This is a genomic window from Sphingobium sp. TomTYG72, assembly GCF_055394715.1.
This window is the reverse complement of record NZ_AP027337.1, coordinates 579,033-599,918: the sequence shown is the minus strand read 5'-3', so window position 1 is coordinate 599,918 and position 20,886 is coordinate 579,033. Positions and strand designations below refer to the sequence as shown.

The 20,886-nt window shown below is 60.8% G+C and carries 15 protein-coding genes; 7 read left to right on the top strand and 8 right to left on the bottom strand.

Going from position 1 to position 20,886, the window contains the following annotated elements:
• Positions 1-65 precede the first annotated feature (65 nt).
• The 3 genes from ACZ5U1_RS16185 to ACZ5U1_RS16175 are packed head-to-tail and all read left to right on the top strand — an operon-like array spanning position 66 to position 2,687.
• The gene (locus ACZ5U1_RS16185) at positions 66-563 is read left to right on the top strand and encodes an RpiB/LacA/LacB family sugar-phosphate isomerase (RefSeq protein WP_464780164.1); all 498 of its coding nucleotides are present in this window, start codon (positions 66-68) and stop codon (positions 561-563) included.
• Complete coding sequence (locus ACZ5U1_RS16180; RefSeq protein WP_464780163.1) at positions 560-1,501, top strand: ribokinase; 942 nt, start codon at positions 560-562, stop codon at positions 1,499-1,501. The genes ACZ5U1_RS16185 and ACZ5U1_RS16180 overlap by 4 nt, the downstream gene beginning before the upstream one ends.
• A 25-nt stretch (positions 1,502-1,526) precedes the next feature.
• Positions 1,527-2,687, top strand: coding sequence for a hypothetical protein (locus ACZ5U1_RS16175; RefSeq protein WP_464780162.1), 1,161 nt, complete (start codon positions 1,527-1,529; stop codon positions 2,685-2,687).
• Between the two features lie 202 nt (positions 2,688-2,889).
• Here ACZ5U1_RS16175 and ACZ5U1_RS16170 read toward each other — a convergent pair whose 3' ends face one another.
• Positions 2,890-5,286 carry a TonB-dependent receptor gene (locus ACZ5U1_RS16170; protein WP_464780161.1) on the bottom strand — a complete coding sequence of 799 codons (2,397 nt, stop codon included), beginning with the start codon at positions 5,284-5,286 and terminating at the stop codon, positions 2,890-2,892.
• A gap of 222 nt (positions 5,287-5,508) precedes the next feature.
• On the opposite strand from ACZ5U1_RS16170, the gene ACZ5U1_RS16165 reads away from it, so the two are divergent.
• The 3 genes from ACZ5U1_RS16165 to ACZ5U1_RS16155 all read left to right on the top strand — a co-directional run bounded on the left by ACZ5U1_RS16165 (position 5,509) and on the right by ACZ5U1_RS16155 (position 8,783).
• Entirely contained in the window at positions 5,509-6,624 is a 1,116-nt protein-coding gene (locus ACZ5U1_RS16165; protein WP_464780160.1) for a helix-turn-helix domain-containing protein, read from the top strand.
• A gap of 123 nt (positions 6,625-6,747) precedes the next feature.
• Positions 6,748-7,080, top strand: coding sequence for a DUF485 domain-containing protein (locus tag ACZ5U1_RS16160; RefSeq protein ID WP_464780159.1), 333 nt, complete (start codon positions 6,748-6,750; stop codon positions 7,078-7,080).
• Positions 7,080-8,783, top strand: a complete 1,704-nt coding sequence (locus tag ACZ5U1_RS16155) for a cation acetate symporter (protein ID WP_464780158.1) — start codon at positions 7,080-7,082, stop codon at positions 8,781-8,783. Before ACZ5U1_RS16160 ends, ACZ5U1_RS16155 begins: the two co-directional genes overlap by 1 nt.
• A 157-nt stretch (positions 8,784-8,940) precedes the next feature.
• Here ACZ5U1_RS16155 and ACZ5U1_RS16150 read toward each other — a convergent pair whose 3' ends face one another.
• The 3 genes from ACZ5U1_RS16150 to ACZ5U1_RS16140 form a co-directional block, all read right to left on the bottom strand.
• Entirely contained in the window at positions 8,941-11,463 is a 2,523-nt protein-coding gene (locus tag ACZ5U1_RS16150; RefSeq protein ID WP_464780157.1) for a TonB-dependent receptor, read from the bottom strand.
• A gap of 130 nt (positions 11,464-11,593) precedes the next feature.
• Positions 11,594-12,085, bottom strand: coding sequence for a GDYXXLXY domain-containing protein (locus ACZ5U1_RS16145; protein ID WP_464780156.1), 492 nt, complete (start codon positions 12,083-12,085; stop codon positions 11,594-11,596).
• A 56-nt stretch (positions 12,086-12,141) separates the two neighbouring features.
• Positions 12,142-13,308, bottom strand: a complete 1,167-nt coding sequence (locus tag ACZ5U1_RS16140) for a DUF2157 domain-containing protein (RefSeq protein WP_464780155.1) — start codon at positions 13,306-13,308, stop codon at positions 12,142-12,144.
• Between the two features lie 566 nt (positions 13,309-13,874).
• Between ACZ5U1_RS16140 and ACZ5U1_RS16135 the strand changes: the two genes are divergently transcribed.
• Complete coding sequence (locus ACZ5U1_RS16135) at positions 13,875-14,756, top strand: OmpA family protein (RefSeq protein ID WP_464780154.1); 882 nt, start codon at positions 13,875-13,877, stop codon at positions 14,754-14,756.
• An 84-nt stretch (positions 14,757-14,840) separates the two neighbouring features.
• Here ACZ5U1_RS16135 and ACZ5U1_RS16130 read toward each other — a convergent pair whose 3' ends face one another.
• The 4 genes from ACZ5U1_RS16130 to ACZ5U1_RS16115 form a co-directional block, all read right to left on the bottom strand.
• Positions 14,841-15,452, bottom strand: coding sequence for a DUF4142 domain-containing protein (locus ACZ5U1_RS16130; RefSeq protein WP_464780153.1), 612 nt, complete (start codon positions 15,450-15,452; stop codon positions 14,841-14,843).
• 133 nt (positions 15,453-15,585) lie between these two features.
• On the bottom strand, positions 15,586-16,467 hold the full coding sequence (locus ACZ5U1_RS16125; RefSeq protein ID WP_464780152.1) for a helix-turn-helix transcriptional regulator: 882 nt from the start codon (positions 16,465-16,467) through the stop codon (positions 15,586-15,588).
• Positions 16,468-16,560: 93 nt separating this feature from the next.
• Entirely contained in the window at positions 16,561-18,624 is a 2,064-nt protein-coding gene (locus tag ACZ5U1_RS16120; RefSeq protein ID WP_464780151.1) for a pyrroloquinoline quinone-dependent dehydrogenase, read from the bottom strand.
• A gap of 76 nt (positions 18,625-18,700) precedes the next feature.
• Entirely contained in the window at positions 18,701-20,830 is a 2,130-nt protein-coding gene (locus ACZ5U1_RS16115; RefSeq protein ID WP_464780150.1) for an oxidoreductase, read from the bottom strand.
• Between the last annotated feature and the right edge of the window lie 56 nt (positions 20,831-20,886).

Genomic DNA, 20,886 nt, shown 5'->3' with positions numbered 1-20,886 from the left:
GGGCAGGTTCGATTCTGTCGGTGAAATGCTGCGAAAGCGGCACTGGCGCGGAATTTGGGGAATCCATGCACAAGCCAGAAACATTGTCGGGGGACGAACAGCATATACCTTTCCGGGACGTCATCGGCTTTGCCAACGACCATGCCGGTTTCCCGCTGCGCCCGCCAGTGCTGGACCTGCTAGGCCGCCACAGCGGTCGCATCATCGACGTCGGCGCGCAGTCGGAAGAGCCTGTCGACTTTCCCGACATTACCCGTCGCGCGGTACAAACCATCCTGGATGGCGAGACCGATCGCGTCATCCTGCTGTGCGGCACGGGCGCGGGGGCGTGTATCGCCGCTAACAAGGTTCGCGGCATCCGCGCCGCCGTCGCGCACGACACCTATGTCGCGCGGCAGGCGGTGGTGCATGACGACGTCAATGTACTGTGCATTGGCGCGTGGATCACCGGCCCGCAGATCGCGCTGGACATCGTCCGCCATTTCCTGGCCGCGCAGTTCAGCGACGAAGAGCATTTCCGCCGCCGCGTCGCGAAGCTCGCATCGCTGGAGCAAGGCGGATGAGGACGGCGCGCGCGGGCAAGGTCGTGGTGCTGGGCAGCGTCAACATTGATCTTCTGATCACCGCGCCGCGTCTGCCCCGCGCGGGTGAAACCGTGTCAGGGTCAAATCTGACGCGTCAACTGGGCGGCAAAGGCGCGAACCAGGCCGTCGGCGCAGCGCGTGCGGGTGCGCATTGCATCCTGTTGGGCGCGGTCGGGGCGGACGAGGACGGCGCGCAGATGGTCGCGGCGCTTGCCGATCATGGCGTCGATGTTAGCCGGGTACGCACCACTTCCTCCCCCACTGGTTGCGCGCTGGTGGCGACATCGCCACAGGACAATCAGATCATTCATGTCGCCGGGGCAAATGCGGATGTCGATGCCACCTTCGCCGAGATTGATCTTGCCCCGGATGATGTCTGCCTCGCCCAGATGGAAACGCCCGTCCCCGCTACGGTAGCGCTGTTTCAGCATGCTCGCGCCACCGGAGCCTGCACCATCCTCAACGCTGCGCCAGCGTCAACCGCTGCGCACCAGCTGCTGCCGCTCTGCGATCTGTTGATTGTCAATGAAAGCGAGTTGGCCTTGCTGACGGGCGCTGAGGGCGTCCCTATGCTGGACAACGCAGGATTGCTGTCGAGCAAAACCTTGCTTGGCCTGGAACATGGCCAAACCTTGTTGGTGACATTGGGTGCAGATGGCGTGGCGATCGTTGCGGCCAGCGGCGTCCTGCGCATAGCGGGACGGCCTACGGCTGTGGTCGACACGACCGGAGCAGGCGACTGTTTCTGTGGTTATCTCGCCGCCGGTCTCGCGCGGGGCGATCGCATCGAACATGCTGCGGCGGAGGCCAACATGGCGGCGTCTATCACCGTTCAGTCACTCGGCGCGGCGGCCTCCATCCCGGATCGCATTGCCGTGCTGCATGGTCTGGAGACGGCCATTGCACACACCAGCTAGAATATTGAACTCAAGGAGCCTGAACGTGACGAACCTTATCAAGCGCAGGAAATCCAGCATTGCTGCTCAACTTCTGAGCGCGGCGCTGTTGACCGCTACCCTGCCGCCGATGGCAGCGCCTGCCGCCACGGCCAAGGATACGACGATCGACTATCTGACCGCGCCTTTCCATCAGGAACGCCTCCTGGATTGGGGCAACCGGCCCAACTGGTCGCCCGACGGCCGTCGCATTGCCTTCACCAAAGACGATCTGGTCGACAGCCCGGCGTATGAAATCGACCTACGCACGAAAAAAGTGCGTTGCCTCACCTGTAAATTCGGCGAAACGCAGTTCGTCACCCGCATATTTTACCTGCCCGACAACAGCTTCCTGATCGAAGCTGCGCCGGGCATGAAGGGGGGCAGCGGCGGCGCGGCCGATGCCGCCCGAACCCAACTGTTCTGGATGTCGAAGTCGCTCGCCCGCCCGGTTTCGCTCAACAGCGGAGCGATGGGCGACATCGCCATAGCGCGCGAACCCAACGCCGATGGATCGATCAACCTATCCTGGTCGCGTCCTTCGGCCACCGGCCTCGACCTGACGGTGGCCCGGCTGGTCCGTGACGGCAGGACCGCGCGGCTTGCCGACATGCAGGCCGTCTATAGCTACCGCCCCGGCCAGCCCGGCCCGGCAAGCTTCCCCGAAGCCTATGACTTCATCGATGGCGGGCGCAGCGTCATGTTCTGGACCACCGAAATGGCGGCGCTGGACAGCGAAATGTACAAAGTCGACATCGCGACCAAGGCGGTGAGCAAGGTCTATGCCACTCCTTCCCATAACGAAACCCACATATTTCCCGACGAACGCTATGGCTTGGAGGAAGCGAATATTCATTCCGATCCGGATGGCCCCTATCGCGGCATCAGCGGACATATCAGGCCGGGCGTCGAGCAGATTTTGCGCTTCAAGGGCGAAAGCCGTGCAGCGGAAATCGCTGCGGCGAATTCCGGCAAGGGATTCGATATCTTCGTCATCACCATGGATGGCAAATCCCGCCGGGCGCTGACCAACATCAGCCCGTCCGGCGCGCAGGCGCATCAATCGACGGTGTCCCCCGACGGCCGCCGCATTGCCTTCGCGATCAAGGACCCGTCCGGAAAGTCCGGCCATCCGGCGGGACTCTATATCGGAACGTTCGGCAAATAATGATGAGGATTCTCGTTCCTGTTCCACATGGTGGAAAGGCCCCTCGCTGAGCGGCATGACCAGTGGTCTCCCCTTGCCGTCACGCTCTGGTCCAATAAGCGCCAGCGAATTTCCGCGTTCAACTCTGGAGGAAAAGAGCAAGCGTATTCGCTCGTCAGCGCGAGAAGTAGCGCCCGGAAACCATCCGGGCGCTACGCCCCCTTTAGAAGCGGTAATTCATCGTTACGCCAAATTCGCGCGGCGGATTGACCGACACTGCCGAATATCCCGAGCGGAAGGGCGTGGGGTTGCCCGCCGGCCCCGGAACCAGGAAGCGCGTCGCGATCTGCAACTCTGCGCTGGTCGCATTGGTGATCTGCGTGGAATTAAAGAGATTCTTGACGAACGCAGTCAATTCCCATCCCGCATCGGGGGAACGGACGCCAGCGAACAGGTTCACATTGGTGATCGCCTTGTAGTGATAGTCCGCGCTTTGCGCATAGAAGCCCGGCCGGTAAGTCAGCAGCCCTCGAATGAACGGCTGCAATGCCCCAGCAGAAAAGCGCAATTCGCTATTGGCGCTCAGCGCGAAGCGAGGGATGTTGGCCAGACGCTCATTGCTGGTGCAAAAGGCAACTTGCTGCCCGATCGGCACCGCTGGCTGGCCCGTGTCCGGCACCCCATCACCATTGGAATCGCGGCAGGGAACGGTTGCATTGTCATAGTGCGAGTTGGCGTAGGACGCGTTGATCGAAATGTCCCACTCGTCGATCGGACGGGCATCCAATTGCATTTCCACACCCTTGGAAATCGCATCCCCATTGAAGCTTATCGATGCCGCCGACCCGTCGATTACGCCGTCTCTTGCCGATGCGGTCGGCGCCGTCACCAGACCCACGAAGCCATCGAATTTCTGGTAGAAAGCAGCCAGGTTCAGCGACACGCGCTTGTCCAGCAATTGCGCTTTCAGGCCGACTTCGATCGCGTCCGACCGTTCGGGTTCCAGCACCAGCAAATCGGAATCGAGCGGGGAGTTGACGCCCAACTGCGCCGATCCACGGCGGTAGGAACGGCCATAGGTGGCATAGGTCGTGATGTCGGGCGTCCAGTCATAACTGACGCTGGCCGTCCCGGTGAGCGGATGATTGACCTGACGCACGAAATCGGGATCGACTGTCGCGGCGCGCGGCACCACGACCCCAGCGGGTACGGGCAATCCGACGCCGCCCGTGGTCGTTACCTCAAGGAAGCTCTGCGCCGTAGCCACGGTGCGCGTATAGCGTGCGCCCAGTTCTACCCTCAGCTTGTCAGTCAGCTTCAGCCGGGTCTGACCAAAGAAGGCAAGGTCGCTGGTCTTGTTGGTGATGTCGACTTCCGCCAACAGGGGTAGGGCAAACATATTCGCTGGGAAGGGTGTGTTGGGCACCCGATTGGCAAAGAAGCTATCGACGCGAATAGAAGACAGACCGCCCGCTTTCGTCTGATTGTAGAATACGCCCAGCGTATAGTTGAACATCCCCTCAAACGCTGAAGAGATACGCGCTTCAGCCGTATAGACACGCGTAGGGTCAGGAACCGTCAGCACCTGATCATATCCCTGCACCGCATTGCCCACATCCTGGTCGGTGCGCGAATGGAGCGATGAATCCTGGAAGCCGCCCAGCACCGAAATCAGATGGGTACCAAGGTCATAAGACGCATCCGCCGTCACGAGATGAGTGCGGTTGGTGTAGAAAGACAATCCCTCATGCACCGCCAGCCGGTCGGACGCGCTGATCGCGGGTCCGCTGACGAACGGCGAAAACAGACTAGGTCGGTTGCCCGGTCCCTGAACGGCTCGGTTTTGCAGCAGATCGCTTTCCAGATATTGATACACGATATTCCCGCGCAACTGCTCGGTCGGCGCGAAGGACAGCGTGGCGCGAACGCTTTCGGTTTCCTGGTTCGACCATTCGTCACGGTTAATGTTGTAGACGTGGTTTGCCCGGTTGCGGTCGAGTACGGCTGCGACGCGGATTGCCAGTTTGTCCTGGATCAGCGGCGTGGACGCCGCGATCTGGAAGTTGCGCGCATGTTTGTTGGTGACGGTCGCTTGCAGATAGCCTTCCGGCTCGCTCAGGTCCGCGCGCCGTGTGGTCACCGTAATTGCGCCAGCAGGAGCAGTGCGCCCGCGCAGCGTCCCTTGGGGTCCGCGCAGTACTTCCACCTGACCAATGTCATAAATAGCGGTGGTGACGGTCTGAATATCGACGGGCACTTCGTTGTAATAGACCGCGACCGCAGCGGGGCCGCCAATGTCGGGGTTGAACGATATGCCGCGCAGCGTGGCGACGCTGACGCGCCCCGACGTGTTGGCGATCTGAAGTCCCGGCGCAAGTGCGGGAACGTCCTTGAAATCAAACAGGTTGAATTTTTCAATTTGCTCGCCCGTCGCGACGTCCACCGCCATCGGAACGTCTTTCAACTTTTCCTCGCGCTTGCCCGCAGTAACGATGATGTCCGATGGCAAAACTTCCGACCCTGCCGCCGAAACTGACTGAGCATCGGCGTCCGGAGCCGCGACAAAGGCCGCGCCTGCCATAAGTAGACTGACATATCTTGTGAAACGATGTTTCAGCATCCCCACTCCCCACAATTTACGATTGTTATCACCTCGACCAAAATCCCGCATCGCTATGCTTAAATCGCGCAATGCTCGGATTCCGATCGAACGGAACTTTGAAGTTTCATGCATCGGGGATCAAATAGATCGCGGTTTAATTCCATGATGTGGAACAGGCACGATCATGCCCGTCATTGACTCGCCGCCATCGTTAGATTTTCTTGGCGGCGAGAAGAGAGGATGATGGACAAGATCGTGGTGAACGAAGCCGCGCCCCGAGGAGGATGCGATCAAGACCGTGGTCCGCTTTCCAGCGATATCGGGCAGCCAGGCCATCACATCGTTGCGCGCCTTCTTCGCCTTATCGCACGACGCGGGGGAAATGCGGTCGGCGTCTTGAGGGTCAACGGGTTTGACGAGCCGCTCGACCGGTTTCTGACCGCCACCCTCCCGTCTCTGGACATCGCCAGCCTGCAAAAGCTTTCGTCTCGTGCCAGCGTGGAACTGTCGGATATGCAGGCCTACGCCACCGGTCGGCTCCCTTTTCGCGGTGGCGACTGGCGCCTGCTTTTCTACTGCCTGGTCGGTAGCCGCACCCTGCGCGAAGCCATCATGCGCACGGAAGAATTGCTGCTGGCGATCGACGGACGCATGGGCAACATGACGTTGAAGCGGACAGGCGGACAGGCCTGCCTGTCATATACGGGCGCGCGCAGCGATGATGAAGAAATGGACTTCATCGTCATTCTGCACGGCCAACTGATGTTCCACTCCATTTTCAGCTGGCTCATCGGCAAGCCGTTGGAAGGCACACTTGCACTCGATTTCCCCGAGTTCGCCCGACGGCATCTGGACGGCCAACTGCTGCCGTTCGATCTGCTGCTGGACGCAGACCAGCTGGAAATGCGCTTTGCGGCATCCCTTCTCGACCAGCCGGTCATCCGCACCATGGCCGATTGCGAAGCGCTGCCGACGCTCAATTTCCTGTTCGGGTTGCGAACGGGTGAGGATCCGCTGGAAATCGTCCGCCGTTCGCGTCACTTCATGGCAATGTCATTGCGGGAAAGGCGCAAGCTCCCCTCACTCGAAGAACTGGCACGACACCTGACCGTGGGAGCGATGACGCTGCGGCGCAGGCTGCATAGCGCTGGCACCTCTTTCCGGGCGATCCGGGACGAACTGCGCCACGAAATGGCCATCGACATGCTGACCAACAGCCGCTTGTCGATAGAGGACATCGCCGAACGGCTCGACCTGTGCGATTCCAACGCGCTGCGTCGAGCCTGTCGCGGATGGACCGGCATGGCCCCAACCGAATTCCGCCGCAAATTGCTTCAGCCCTCGGATAGCGGGTGAGGCTGCTTTCACGCTCCAAACGGCGGACTCCCGCGCTTCGTGAAGGTCTTCCAAATGGGGCAGACGCTATTGCAATCATGGGCGCCGCGCTTAGCATGATAATATTGCAGGGGGAGCAGTGTGATGAATGCGCGGGAAGATGCCTTGGTCGCCAGTGTGGCGGCCGATCAGCGTTATATTGACCTGGTGGCAAGGCGCTCGCGTCTTGGCTGGTGGCTGTCCGCCATCATCTTCCTTGCGTTTATCGGCTATCTGCTGCTGATCGCCTTCGACAAGGCAGCGCTTGGCGCACCTATTGCTGGTGGCGTGACGTCGGTCGGAATACCCGTGGGCCTTGGCCTCATCCTGCTGGCGATCGCGCTTACCGGAATCTACGTTGCGCACGCCAATCGTCATCATGACGAACAAATGGCCGCAATTCTTCAGGAACACCGCCGAAAGGACCATAGCGCGTGATGGGGTGCTTGTTAGCGATCGCCCTGGCTTCGATAACGCTGGCCCCGCTCCCCGCTTTTGCAGCCGCGCTGGAAGGACAGGCTCAACGCCAACCCGTCAACTGGATCGCGATCTGCATGTTCGTCGCTTTCGTCGGGCTGACGTTGTGGATCACGAAGGTCGCGGCTGCGCGCACACGCACAGCTTCGGACTTCTACACGGCGGGCGGAGGCATTAGCGGCTTTCAGAACGGCCTCGCGATGGCGGGCGATTATATGTCAGCCGCGTCTTTCCTCGGCATTTCAGCGCAGATCTACTTCGACGGATATGACGGGCTCATCTATTCCACCGGCTTTCTGGTGGGCTGGCCGATCCTGCTGTTCCTGATGGCGGAGCGGCTGCGCAACCTCGGACGCTTTACCTTCGCCGATGTAGCCTCCTACCGCTTTGCCCAGCCGCCGGTGCGCAGCTTTGCAGCGGTCAGCACGCTTCTGGTCGTCAGCTTCTACCTGATCGCGCAGATGGTGGGCGCAGGACAGCTCATCAAATTGCTGTTCGGCCTGCCTTATGCGGTTGCGGTGGTGATCGTTGGCACGCTGATGATGCTCTACGTCCTGTTCGGTGGCATGCGCGCAACCACCTGGGTCCAGATCATCAAGGCCGTGCTGCTGCTTGGCGGCGCCACCTTCATGGCCGTGATGGTGCTGGCCCAGTTCGGCTTCTCGTTGGAGGCGCTCTTCGCCAGGGCCGTTGAAGTAAAGACGGCTGCGGCATTCGATGCGGGCGCCAGCGCTGCCGATGCTGCTGACAAAGGGCGTTCGATCATGGCGCCGGGCAATTTCATCAAGGACCCGGTGTCCGCGATTTCCTTCGGCCTCGCGCTGATGCTGGGGACGGCGGGCTTGCCCCACATATTGATGCGCTTCTTCACCGTTCCTGATGCAAAGGAAGCGCGCAAATCGGTGCTGTGGGCTACCGGCTGGATCGGATATTTCTATATCCTCACCTTTATCATCGGCTTTGGTGCGATCGTGCTGGTCGGGACGCAGCCTGCCTATCTGGATGCCGGAGGCGCGCTGCGGGGTGGAGGCAATATGGCGGCGATCCATCTTGGCCATGCGATCGGCGGGAATCTCTTCCTCGGCTTCATCTCTGCGGTCGCCTTTGCGACTATTCTTGCGGTGGTCGCGGGGCTGACCCTGTCGGCAGCCTCCGCGATCAGCCATGATCTATATGCAACCGTGATGAAACATGGCGAGGCGGAACCGGCAGACGAACTGCGCGTGTCGCGTTTGACCACGCTGGCGCTGGGCGCGTTGGCGGTGTTGCTCGGTCTTCTTTTCGAGCAGCAGAATGTGGCCTTCATGGTCAGCCTGGCCTTCGCATTGGCCGCATCGGGTAATTTCCCCGTGCTGATCCTTTCCCTTCTCTGGAATGGCTGCACCACGCGTGGCGCAGCAGTGGGCGGCACGATCGGCCTGCTTACGGCTTTCATCCTCACGCTGCTGTCGCCGACAGTCTGGACAAGCACCTTCAACCTTGGTCCGGCTCCTTTCCCGTACAGCTCTGCCGCGATATTTTCAGTGCCGACTGGCTTTCTTGCTATCTGGCTGATCTCGCACTTCGATCGTTCATCACGTGGGGCGATCGACAGGGCTGGCTATGCGGCGCAGCGCGTACGGGCCGAGACCGGCATCGGCGCCTTCGCTGCTAACGAACACTGATCGGTGGGGGGCTTCGGGCATCTGGCCATTGCCAGCATCCTCTAAAGGAGCGGCTGCCGGAACAGATCGGCCGGTCCAACGCAAACACTGTTGAACCGGCCGGGGATACTGAGTGGGGGGGGGCGGCCGTCATGACCGCCGTCCCCTTCTTTAAGCCTTATTCTCCGCCGAAACGATAGCGAAGCTTTAGGCCATACATGCGCGGCTCACCGTAGATCGTCGCCCAGGACAGCAACGAGCCGCCTTGGTACACGTCCGTGTTGCTGATCCGGTAGAGCTTGTTCGTGGCATTGGTGACGTACAAGCCTGCATCCAGGCCGGAACCTGCGATGTTGTTCCAATCCAGCGACATATTCAGCAAACCAAAGGCTTCCAGCTTCTCCCCCGGCTGCTGCGGCGCAACGACCGTTGCTTCGGTATGTTGCGACGAATTGTGCGCATAGTTCACGAAGAAGGAGAGGTCTCCCAGCCTTTCCGCGATGGGCAGGTTCACTGCCACGTGGAAGCTATAGATGTATGGCACCACATACTGACCGGGCAAGCAGGTCAGGTCCGTGGGCGTCCCGGGCGGCAGCGCTGTGCCGGAACAATCCGCCAGGAAGCCGTTCGATGGCAAAGTATATTCGGTATATTTAAAGCGCGTATAGCTGAAATTGCCACCGATCTCGATCGGCTTCCACGGCCGGATGGACGCTTCAGCTTCTACACCGGAAACATGGGCCTTCGCCGCGTTGATCCGCGCGCCGCTGGCCAGGGTGACGGGATTGAAATCGCCGGTCGCCTTCTGAATATTCTGATAATTCAGATAATAATAGGAGGCGTTGAGCCGGGCCGGGACGCCCGCGACGCGGAAGTCGGACTTGAACCCAGCCTCATAGGAGGTGACCTTTTCCGGCTCGAAGGTGCGGGTGGTTTCTCGCACCGCATAGGGGTTGAACCCGCCCGCCTTGTAGCCACGGCTGATCTTGCCGAAGATCATCAGGTCGCGAACCGGCTTGTAATCAAGACCGACCACCCATGTCGCCGCCTTGCTCTTCAGCGAAGCGGTGAAGTTGCAATCCGAAATCGCGTTCACCAGCGAGGAGTCCGCCGAACAGATGAACTGCCCGGTCTGGGTCGGCGTATAGCTTTGCGAGAAGCCCTTAATCTTGTCCCAGGTATAGCGGAAGCCGCCGGTAAGGCGCAGACTGTCGAGCGACGGCGTCATCGCTCCGAAATCAAATGTGCCCTGGGCATAGAGCGCTTTTGACGTCGTCGCGACATAACCCGGCGTTGCGTTGGCTATGCAAGCGGGCGGAATACCGGGAATGGGCGTGCCTGTAAGCACCGCAGGGCAATAGTTGATGGCGCTGCCTGCCTGATCGCCGTCAGGCTTTTGGCTGTAGTAGAAGCCGCCCGCCGTGAAGGTCAGCTTGTTATCGAGGTAGGTGCCCTGGATCTGGAATTCTTCGGTGAACTGCTTGTAGCTGTCGCGCGGCAGCGTGACCGGCGACGTATTATTATACACGACCGGCGTGCCGACGCCCGGCAGTGTGACCTGCCCCGGTGCGGGCAGCTTGTAGGGATCGACATCATATTGCTGCAAGACGGTGCCGTCGCCGTCATAGCGGTAGAAGCTCTTGAACTTCTGATAGCTGACTATGTTACGCAGCACGAGTTCATCGTTGAGATCGAAGGACAGGGTATCGGTGATGCCCCAGGTCTTGGTCTTTTGATAATCATCAATGCCGTGGGCAGTCTGGCGAGGGCCGAGCGCGTCGGCCTGAGCCGTGGTCGCGCGATAGACGTCGCACGAAAATGGCCCGCTCGTCGCGATCGGCGTGTTGGAGCACAGGCCCAGCTGAGCCAGACCGGCGGTGCCATCGATATTGAAGCCCTTATGAATAAGCCCCGTGCCGTTGAAGCGCGAATAGGAGCCATAGGCCATCAGGTAATTTTCGATGCGCTCGGTCGGGCGGAAGGTGATGCCGATACGACCGGAATACCAATGCTTGTCGTCGCGATCCTTGTTCCAGATCACATCACGGGTATAGCCATCGCGATCATGATAGGCGCCGACGACGCGGACGAGCAGCTTGTCCTCCACCACGGGCACGTTGATGACGCCCTCAATCTCCTTGGCGTCATAATTGCCATATTTCGCAAGCAGCGATCCGGAAAAGTCATTCGTCGGCTTATGCGGCACGAGAAGGATCGCGCCACCAGTCGTGTTACGGCCGAACAACGTGCCCTGCGGGCCGGCGAGCACCTGAAGATTTTCAAGATCGACAAAGTTGCCGGGTCCGCCCTGCTGGCTGAGTGTGATCGGCGCCGGTAGCGGCACTTCGTTCAGATAGAGAACAACGCCCGGCGACGCCTGGAACGTGGCCCCCTGACCGCGCAGCGTAAAGGTTTGGGAATCGCGTGAACCCTGCCCTGCGGACCCGACGACCAGCGACGGGACGCTGGCGTTCAGATCCTGCGACTGGGTGATATTTTGTTGCTGAAGTCGTTCGGGCGAAAAAGCCGTAATCGCGATAGGCACGTCCTGCGCGCGTTCGGCGCGGCGTTGGGCCGTCACGATGATATCGGCGGTTGCACCGAGTTGGGTGCCTGACGCCTCCTGCGCCAAGGCAGGTGTGGCTATCAGAACCGCGCATGAGGCTACGCTGTTGAAAAGCAGTGCGGAATGCTTCTTCAAGATCCCCTCCTATTTTAGTTCGCCGCCTTTGTTCAGGCGGTCGATTTTCAGAGTAGAATATGGAAACAAACTACGCAATTGAGCAATGCAATATTGTGATGCACTTATGTCACTGTTGCGGAAAGAATGATCAATCTGGGTGCTGACGCTTTCCGAATTCTAGGTTTACCGGCCGCATGACCCCATCGGGCCTGATCCTGACGCGCACCAAGCCCTGATCCTGTGCATTCGCCAATCGACGCGACAATGACACGGCATTGGCCTGCGATGTGAATAATATGCCGGAATCCAGTCCACGCACCTCTCGCCGTGTGCCGAGCGAGGCGCGAACAATGATCGCGCATCCCCTTGCTTGCTCCGCATCGGGACGAGCCAATTCGCGAACCCTGACAATATTCGGAGCGGTGCCCTCAATGCAAAATTGACTGGCAAGCGATGCATCAAAGGAAGTTTTGCCGAGATTGCGATCGTCCTGCGCAGCATCCACGGGCCAGTCATATTGATATTGAATATAGTGCCCGCGAAGCAAATCCCTTGGATCATAACCCCGAATAGGAATGAGCCATTCTTGCCCTTGCTGCGCGAGACGATAGGTCGTGATCCAGCTGTAAGCCAAGGCCATGATCGGCAGCAGCAGGGCGGCGGCGAGCAGAAGCCGTGGCGATGACGCAAACCTCTTCATGCCACCATCCCTCCCGCCGGTGCATAGCGTTTCGAGATACGGACGGTCGCCCATGCCACCGCAATGGCGAAAGCCCCGGAAAATATAAGGCCCGCCCCGCTTTCAAGCAGGCTGTCATTAAGTTCGAAGCTCAAAATGATGATGCGCAGCGCCACCAGTGCGATCGCCCCCTGGAACAGGCGTCGCCACCGGGCGAAGATGGCCCCTGCGGCCACGGCGCCCCACAGCATGACGAAGAATAGTGCTCCGATCCATGGGCTGCGGATCGGGCCGTGCAGATCGACCAGCAAGGCCTGCGCGAAATGCAGCAGCGCCCCAGCGGCCAATATCCCCGCCGTTGCTGTTCCGGATCGTGTGGGCGTGACGCGGAATATGATCGCGGCGGCACTGATCAGCGCCAGACTCTGTATGGCGATGCTGCCGAGGGCAGCGTGGGTCCGGCTGTCCCAGCCGCCCGCTATGATGGCGATGCTGATGCCAGCAAGGATCAGGATGATCGCCAATTGCTCCAGCAAGCGCCAGAAGGTGGGCCGGTCACTCCGGTCCCGCATGAACGCGGCGAAGGCAGCCACCACAATCGGCGGGCAAACGATCAGGCCCCAATAAAGTGTTGGAAAGGCGGGTTGGGGCACATGCTGCCCCCATGCCCATGCATGACCATATTCGTCCGCGTGCGACCATGCCGTGCCGACTATCGCTGCCAGCCAGAGACCCGCGACCGGCCACCCTCTTCCAAACAGGAGCAGCAGCGGCGAAAAGATGACCAGCCATGCCAGCAGCGGCTGCCAGAGCGGCGAGGAAGTCTGATACACCTGCCCGACATGGCCAAAGAAGGCGAGACCCAGAACCGCAGCCACGAACAGTAATCCATCGCTGAAATAATTGTTCTTCGCCGCTGCCCTCGGCAGATACCGCCAGAGCAGCCCAGCAAAGCCCATCATTAGGGCGAAGTGGATCGCCAGACGCGTCTCACCGGGTATCGCGTCCCAATTCGCGGCGACGACGGAGATGATCCCCAACCCGATCGTCAACGCACCCAGGCCGACGATAGCCCATAATCCGACAGGCCGACTATGCGTCAATTCCCACGCGCGAATGCGTTCGGCCGTATCGGCGTCGATCAGCCCCGCCTCCTGCCACGCCTTCAGCTGCCGTTCGGACATGATTTATTCCCCCCTGTTCAGCGTCCGGGCGGTTCCATTCCACCCTGTGAACCTTGGGCGCGCTGGAATCGGAACCATCAGAAGATAGCCCTGAGTACCGATCGGCAATGCAGGCGGAGGAACAGACGAGATGAAATCAAGATATTTCAACCGCGTAAGCCCTATCCGCCAGTATGGGCCAGCATGCCCGAAAATCCCTGGGAGCTCCAGTGGCATTCTGGCCGTCCGAGTCACGCCGCTAATCCTCGCGGCGATCGCGGCGTCGCTGGGAAATTGCTTAATCTTAACTTTCGGGTTAATAAAATTACTCCGCCGACATCGGTTCGTCGCATGAAGCAGTCCTACCAGCCCCAGCAGCGGAGCGCGACCGGACGCGTTCATCTCCGCGAAAGGTTGGGCTGAACAGGCAGGACGCCCATGCTGTTCAGGTGCGGCCGAATACCGCGCGTCATAATGAGACTACATGGAGGGGGTTCTGACAGCCGTTACGACATCACGGATGCGGCGGTCGGACGAGAAGCTGCGATTACGCAGGCCCGGCCGATCGAGTTTGAAGGAGTAGCGCAATGAGTAACATTCTAAAAAGTCCGAAACTTTTCTTACTTTTGTCCGCAGCTGTCGGGGCCGCTTCAGCCAGCTTCGCGCAGGAGGCGCAACAGGAGGCGCCTGAAGCCAATCTGTCGGCCACCTATAGCGCCCCTGCACCCGACGCGGCCCAACTGACCGAAGGGCCTGAGATCGAAGGCCTCATCTCCGCACGCAGCGGCGATAAATTGCAGATTACCACTGCCGACGGCACCAACACCGTCGTTACCATCAATGATGCTACCCGGGTCAAGTCCAGCGGCGGTTTCCTTGGCCTTAGCCGCAGCAAGCTTGCCACAGCTTCGCTGCTGAACGGTCTGCCGGTTTCCATCAAGACGCTTCAGTCGGGTGCTGACCTGATCGCCAGTCAGATCGATTTGAAGAGCAAGGATCTGAAGACCGCGTCGATGATCCGCAGCGGCACTGCCCAGGGCTTTGCCGAACAGACCGCCGCGACGGAAGCCTTGCGCAGCCGCGTGGGCGACATCGATAAATATAATGTAAAAAGCACGACCAACGTGAACTTCGACATCGGCAAGGCGGTATTGTCCGCACAGGCGAAGAACGACCTGTGCGCCACTGCGTCAGCGGCCGAGGGCATGAACAACGCGCTGTTGCTGGTCGTGGGCTATACCGATTCCACCGGCAGCGATGACTTCAATCAGGAGCTTAGCGAAAAACGGGCCAGTCGGGTGGTCAACTATCTTCAGCAGACCTGCGGTTGGAAGCCCTATCGCATGCTGACCCCCACCGGCATGTCCGAAGCGGACCCGCTCAGCAGCAACGACACGGTCGAAGGCAAGGCGCAGAACCGCCGCGTCGCGGTGAATGTGCTCGTCAGCAAAGGCCTCGACGGGCTCTAAGGTGCAAGGGGCGGGCGATAGTCCGCCCCTGTTTGCTGATGACCGTGCTTTGAACGAAGACTGCGCCTTAACCGATAGCGGCGATCACTTATCAGTCTTGCTCTCCAGCGCCCGCGCCATTTTCAAATGTCCCTCTACTACCGGAGCGATCTCGCCCGCTGCCGCCTTCAGCGCCGCGTCCGTCCCGCCCGACGCATAGGAACGCATCAGCGCAAGCGCGTCCTCATGCGCATCGACCTGGCCATCGATATATTCTTCGTCAAACGCCGCGCCCTTTTTCTGCCGCAGTTCGTCCAAATCCTTCTTCTGCCCAAGGGTAAGATCGGGGTTCGGTATGACGGCAGGCCGTGCCTTGCCCGCTGCCAACTTGATCTTCGCAGTAGACTCTGAATGAGCCTTGATCATCTGAAGGGCGAAGGCCTTTACCTCAGCGGACGTGGCGTTGGCCGAGGCCAGCTTCGCAGCCGCGATCTCGAACGCATCGCTTCTGGCTGCAAGGTTCACGAAATCCTGCGCATCAGGGGTTGGTTTCAATGCCTCGATCGCGTTCTCCGCCCCATTCTCGATCCTGTCGCCAGCATTTTCAGCAACGTTCTTCGCCGCATTCAGTGCGTCGGCATTGCGCTGCTCACTCGCCTGATTACAGGCCGCCAGCGTCAACCCTGCGACCAGGATCATCGACGTGATACGCGCCATGTTCATTCTCCCTGAAATTCAGGACGCAAACGCGTCTTGGGTCCAGGCGTTCCTTCTTACCACGCAAAGCTGCACAGCATTTCTGGACCCGTTGTGCTGACGGCGCCGACAGGCCGTTAGACAACTCGCGACGTCAGGATGCGATCTGCTGACGATATCTGTTCGGGCTGCTTCCCGCCTCGCGCTTGAATGCCGCTGAAAAGGCGCTGGCATTTGCGAAACCCAGACGGTGCGCTATCCCTTTCAAGGGAAGCGATCGGTCGGCGAGGAGCGTCTTTGCCCTTTCGAGGCGAATGCCATCGACATAGGCGCTGACGGAAGTTCCCGTGCTGGCCTTGAACAGGCGACGCAAATGCGGCGCGCTGATACCGCATTCATCGGCCAATTGGCGGACGGTGATTGGCCGTCCTTCGATGGCTTCCACGATATCGCGGATCCGGCGAAGCTGCCATGATGCGAGCTTTCCACCCTTGCCAGCGCGCGCATTGATGTGCGTATCGTCAAGCTGCCGCACCAATTCCACGAGGATCAACCGGCACAGGGAATCCACCTTCACGGCATGCGAAAAGCCGGGCGCGCGAAGCTCATCCGCAAGAAGCTTCAACGCCTGTTGAGAGACGTTCCCATTCTCGCAATATAGTAGCTGCTCGACATGGTTGAGCGGCTCTATGCCCGTGGTCTCGTTGAAATATTCCTTCTCGAAATCGCAGAAGATTGCGGGTTTGAGAGGACCGGAATTTTCGACTTCGGCGATCCAGTCGATATCGGCTGGGACAAAGGTGGCCTGCTTCAATTCCTGATAGTGGGACTGGGTAGCGTAGCGAAACCGGCCGCGCGGCCTGTAAATGCTCGACGTCCACATGCCGACCTGATGAGTAGGCTCCCGTCCTGCGAGATGCTGTGGGAAACTCCCTCCGTGCGGCAGGTTCAGCCGAACGACGACACCGGGAATGCGAGACGTGGCAAGACGCTCCTCTGTCCAGGTGACATATTCGTGCACTGCTGCGCTCTCCATCCGCCGCGCCATGTGCGTGGCGAGTCTTTGCGCCCTCTTATTGGAAAGACGCGGCGGCGGCGACAAGATTGATCGGCCACCGCCCGCCCGAGCTTATTTCGGCAAGGCATAGGCGACGAGTGAATCGCCCAGCTTCGTGCCCAGGAATTTGTGCCCGCCCGCCGCGATCACGACATATTGTCGGCCATCTTTCTTCAGCCGGTAGGTCATAGGCGTGGCCTGCCCGCCCGCTGGCAAGCGAACGCGCCAGACGACCTTGCCGGACGCAATGTCATAGGCCCGCAGATAATTGTCCGTGGTCGCGCCAAGGAACACCAGTCCCGAAGCCGTGGCGACGCTGCCGCCAAGGTTCGGCACGCCAAGCTTCAGCCACATGGGCGGCGGTGCCTGGTCGCGCGTGGTGCCAAGCGGCACGTTCCACAGCGTCTTGCCAGCCTTCAGGTCGATCGCGGTCAGGCGGCCCCAGGGCGGCCGGTTGCACGGCGCGCCGAAGGGCGAGAGCATGGGCTTCAACTGCAGACCGTAGGGCGCGCCCTTGGTCGGCAGGATCGCTTCCCCGGCGGCGGTGCGGGACGCGATCTCGGCCTGCGGGATCAGCTTCATGATCGCGCCCACCTGCGTCGTGTTGGCGATCAGGATGCCCCGCTGTGGATCGACGGTTACGCCACCCCAGTTGGACGCTCCCTCAAAGCTTGGCCATTGAAGCCAGCCTTTTGTCGAGGGCGGCGTGAAGACGCCCTTATAGTTCACTGACCGGAACAACTCCCGGCACTTATATTTGTCATAGGGGGTAAAGCCCCACATATCTTCTTCGCGCAGGTCCGGATCGCGGATGATGAACGCCGGATTGGCGGGGAAAGGCTGGGTCGGCGACAGCTTTTCGCCCGGCACCTTGCCTTCCTGCGGCACAGGGCGTTCGATCACAGGGAAGATCGGCTTGCCGGTGCGCCGGTCGAGAATGAAGATATGCCCGACCTTCGTGGTCTGCGCGAGCGCCGGGACAGACCCGGTCGCCATTGGCAGGTCGAACAGCACCGGCTGCGCGGGGATGTCATAATCCCACACGTCGTTATGAACCGTCTGGAACCGCCACCTGACCTGACCGGTCGTCCCATCGAGCGCCACGACCGAACTTGCATAATAGTCGAGGCCCGCCCGGTTGGCGGCATAATGGTCGGGCGGCGCGTTGCCCATGGGCACATAGACAAGGTTGAGCTTGGGATCGACCGCCATCGGCGCCCAGCTATTAGGCGTCCTCCGCACGAACTGCTCGCCCTTCGGCGCGTTCTGCGCATCGCTCATCCCCGGCGGCAGGCCGTTCCAGGACCAGAGGGGCTTGCCCGAATGAATATCGAACGCCCGGATCGCTCCAGCGGGCATATCGACCCGCATATTGTCGGTCAGCCGTCCGTTGACGACGATGGCATTGCCGATCACGACGGGCGGTGAAGAGATCGATAAGTCGCCCCGCTCTATCTTGCCCAGACCCGGCTTCAGATCGACCACGGAATTTTGCCCGAAAGAACGGCACTCGCGACCCGTGGCGGAATCGAGCGCCACCAGCCGCCCGTCCAGCGTCCCGGCAAAAATCCGTCCCGCGCATTCCGCGCCCGCTGGCACGCTTTCGTCCCGCGCATAGGTGACGCCACGGCAGTTCAGCAGATAGGTGCTGAAATTGTCCGAGCTTGGCTGCTTCGCCCAGATTTCGTTACCAGTCTCCGGGTCAACCGCCGCGATGCGGCCATTGCCGGAGCAGAGATAAAGCCGGTTTTCCGCAATGATCGGCGTCGCCTGGAATGTCGGGGAAAGCGGCTCCGGCGCCGTGACCATGCCGATATGATAGGTCCAGGCAGGCTTCAGCGCCCAGACATTGTCAGGCGTGATCTGCGTCAGCGGCGAATAGCGCGTCCCGCCCGCGTCCCCGCCATAATAGCTCCAGCCCGCCGTCGGCCCGGAATAATCGATCGCTGGCGCGGGGCGGAACAGGTTGGCGCTATAGGCCCAATATCCTCCGCCCAGCACCGCGACAGCGCCAACACCGATCAGCGCAGCACGGCGCAAGCCACGACGCCCCTTCTTCCCGCGCGTCCCGTTGCCGCCGCCTGACGGGGCAGGCTCCGCATCCTGAAAGGAAAGGCGTGTATCAGTACGGTTCATATGTCCTCGATAATCGATATTTGCGGACCACAGCGCACATTCTCCCGCTGGTTCCGTGTGGATACGGGCTGGGCATTCACCCGGCTATTGCGCCAACCGCCTGCGCGGCGCCGCGCATCGCGCCTTCGATATAGCCAACCCCATTGGCATCGCCGACGACGTGAACGGTAAAGCCCTGTGCTTGCAATTGACCGGCGAGCGTCAGTTCGCCCGTCGCGCCCTTCGCCACGATCACATGGTCGGCAGCGGCGACCTGCTCCGTTCCGCCCTTGTCCATGAAGCGGACAGCATCGCGCTCGATCCGGATGGCGCTCGACGCCGGATAGAGCTGAACGCCATGTTCGTTCAGTTCCGCCAGCAACCGCATCCGGCGGACGATCGTCAGACCCGCGCCAAATCGCGGCGCATCGTCCACCACCACCACCTGGCGTCCACGTTCATTCAGAAACTCCGCCAGCTCCAGGCCGACCAGTTCGCCCCCGATGATGACGATCCGCTTGCCGAGCGGCATCCATTGGTGCGTCGCCTTGCGCACGAAATCGAGATTGGCGGTCATGCCCATCATGGAGCCGAGCTTCGTCGCCGTTCGGGTCAGCAACCCGGTCTTACGCTTCAATTCATTGGAACTTTGGCCAAGCATCATCCGGCGCATGTCATCGCCGGAGAAGACATGGCTCAGATCATTGCCAGGAATGTCCGGCATGCCGCGCACCGCCCCCGTGGCGACGACGACCGCATCAGGCTGAAGCGTTTTCAACAGCTCCGGCGTCGCCTGCGTGCGCAGCCGCACATCGACCTTGGACGAGGCGATCTGCCGTTGCAGCCAGTCGAGCAACCGCTCATTCGCCGGATAGGCCAGCGCCGCGAAGCGCAACGTTCCGCCCAGCAATTCGCCCTGTTCGAACAGGATGACCTGATGCCCCAAGGCGTCCAGCCTGCGCGCCGCTTCCATCCCGCCCGGTCCGCCGCCGATCACGACGAAACGCTTGGACGCGGACGAAGGTACGTCCAAACGCAGATATTCAAGACCGGTCTCGGGATTGACCGCGCACCGCAGCGGATCGCACACATAGATGGCGCTGATGCAGGTATAGCAGTAGATGCAGGGCAGGACATCGGCCGCTCGCCCTTCGGTCAGCTTGCGCGGCAGGTGCGGATCAGCCAGCAACTTGCGGCCCATGGAGACAAAGTCGATCTGCCGGTTCGCGATCGCCTTGTCGCCGACCTCAGGCTCGATCCGGCCGGACGCGATGACCGGAATGCTGACCGCAGCCTTGATCTGCGCGGCATAGGGAAGGTTCACCGCAGGTTCGTGCGGCGTGTGCGACCCGGAGTGCAGCTTACCCTGCGCCGTGTCGTGATAGGCCGTGACCGTAATCGCGTCGGCGCCTGCCGCTTCGGCCATGCGCGCGACCTGGGCCGCGTCTTCGATCGTCAAACCGCCCTTCTTCCCGACTTCGCGCGAATCCAGCTTGCACCAGACGGGGAAGTCAGGACCCACGGCCTGGCGCACCGCCTGAATAACCTCGGTCAAAATGCGGACTCGGTTTTCCAGCGGCCCGCCATAGGCGTCCGTACGCTGGTTCGATTTGGGCGAGATGAAGGAGGACAGAAGATATCCGTGCCCGCCATGGATTTCGACGCCATCGAACCTGGCGCGCCTTGCCCGGTCTGCCGCAGCGGCGAACTGGCCAATGACCGTCTGAATGTCCTCAAGCGTCATTTCCTTGAAGCTGACGCTCTGGATCTTGCTGAACGGCGCGACGGCGAGTTCTTCAAGAAGGAACGCCTCGGTAAAGTCACCTTCCGGCGCCTCGGGCAGCGACGGGCACCAGACCGGGCGTCCGCCCAGCATGTCCTCCATCGCAACAAGGCCGCCATGATGGATTTGCGGAGCGATCTTGGCCCCATGTTTGTGGACCGCCTCCGCGAGCGCAGTCAGTCCCGGCAGGAAACGATCATCGGAAATCGCGATCTGGTTGACCTGATTGCCGCCCACCGGCCAGGCCACGCCCGCGACACCGGTGATGATGAGGCCGACGCCGCCCTTCGCCTGCTCCTCATGATAGCGAATGATCCGCTCGCCGCAGTGGCCATCGGCTTCGGCAAGGCTCGCGCCCATAGCCGTCACGGCGATGCGGTTGCCCAATTCCATGCGGCCGATCCGGCCGGGGGAAAGAAGATGTTCAAAAGAGTTGGAGGCCATTGAAGTCATCGCCCGTAGCGTCGAAGGTAGAAGCGCATGCCCACCGATGCCTACCC

Excerpts from the sequence above, each read along its gene's own strand:
- ACZ5U1_RS16185 (WP_464780164.1), top strand. The coding sequence starts at position 66 with ATGCACAAGCCAGAAACATTGTCGGGGGACGAACAGCATATACCTTTC.
- ACZ5U1_RS16180 (WP_464780163.1), top strand. The coding sequence starts at position 560 with ATGAGGACGGCGCGCGCGGGCAAGGTCGTGGTGCTGGGCAGCGTCAAC.
- ACZ5U1_RS16170 (WP_464780161.1), bottom strand. The coding sequence starts at position 5,286 with ATGCTGAAACATCGTTTCACAAGATATGTCAGTCTACTTATGGCAGGC.
- ACZ5U1_RS16165 (WP_464780160.1), top strand. The coding sequence starts at position 5,509 with ATGATGGACAAGATCGTGGTGAACGAAGCCGCGCCCCGAGGAGGATGC.
- ACZ5U1_RS16160 (WP_464780159.1), top strand. The coding sequence starts at position 6,748 with ATGAATGCGCGGGAAGATGCCTTGGTCGCCAGTGTGGCGGCCGATCAG.
- ACZ5U1_RS16155 (WP_464780158.1), top strand. The coding sequence starts at position 7,080 with ATGGGGTGCTTGTTAGCGATCGCCCTGGCTTCGATAACGCTGGCCCCG.
- ACZ5U1_RS16145 (WP_464780156.1), bottom strand. The coding sequence starts at position 12,085 with ATGGCCTTGGCTTACAGCTGGATCACGACCTATCGTCTCGCGCAGCAA.
- ACZ5U1_RS16140 (WP_464780155.1), bottom strand. The coding sequence starts at position 13,308 with ATGTCCGAACGGCAGCTGAAGGCGTGGCAGGAGGCGGGGCTGATCGAC.
- ACZ5U1_RS16135 (WP_464780154.1), top strand. The coding sequence starts at position 13,875 with ATGAGTAACATTCTAAAAAGTCCGAAACTTTTCTTACTTTTGTCCGCA.
- ACZ5U1_RS16130 (WP_464780153.1), bottom strand. The coding sequence starts at position 15,452 with ATGGCGCGTATCACGTCGATGATCCTGGTCGCAGGGTTGACGCTGGCG.
- ACZ5U1_RS16125 (WP_464780152.1), bottom strand. The coding sequence starts at position 16,467 with ATGGAGAGCGCAGCAGTGCACGAATATGTCACCTGGACAGAGGAGCGT.
- ACZ5U1_RS16120 (WP_464780151.1), bottom strand. The coding sequence starts at position 18,624 with ATGAACCGTACTGATACACGCCTTTCCTTTCAGGATGCGGAGCCTGCC.
- ACZ5U1_RS16115 (WP_464780150.1), bottom strand. The coding sequence starts at position 20,830 with ATGGCCTCCAACTCTTTTGAACATCTTCTTTCCCCCGGCCGGATCGGC.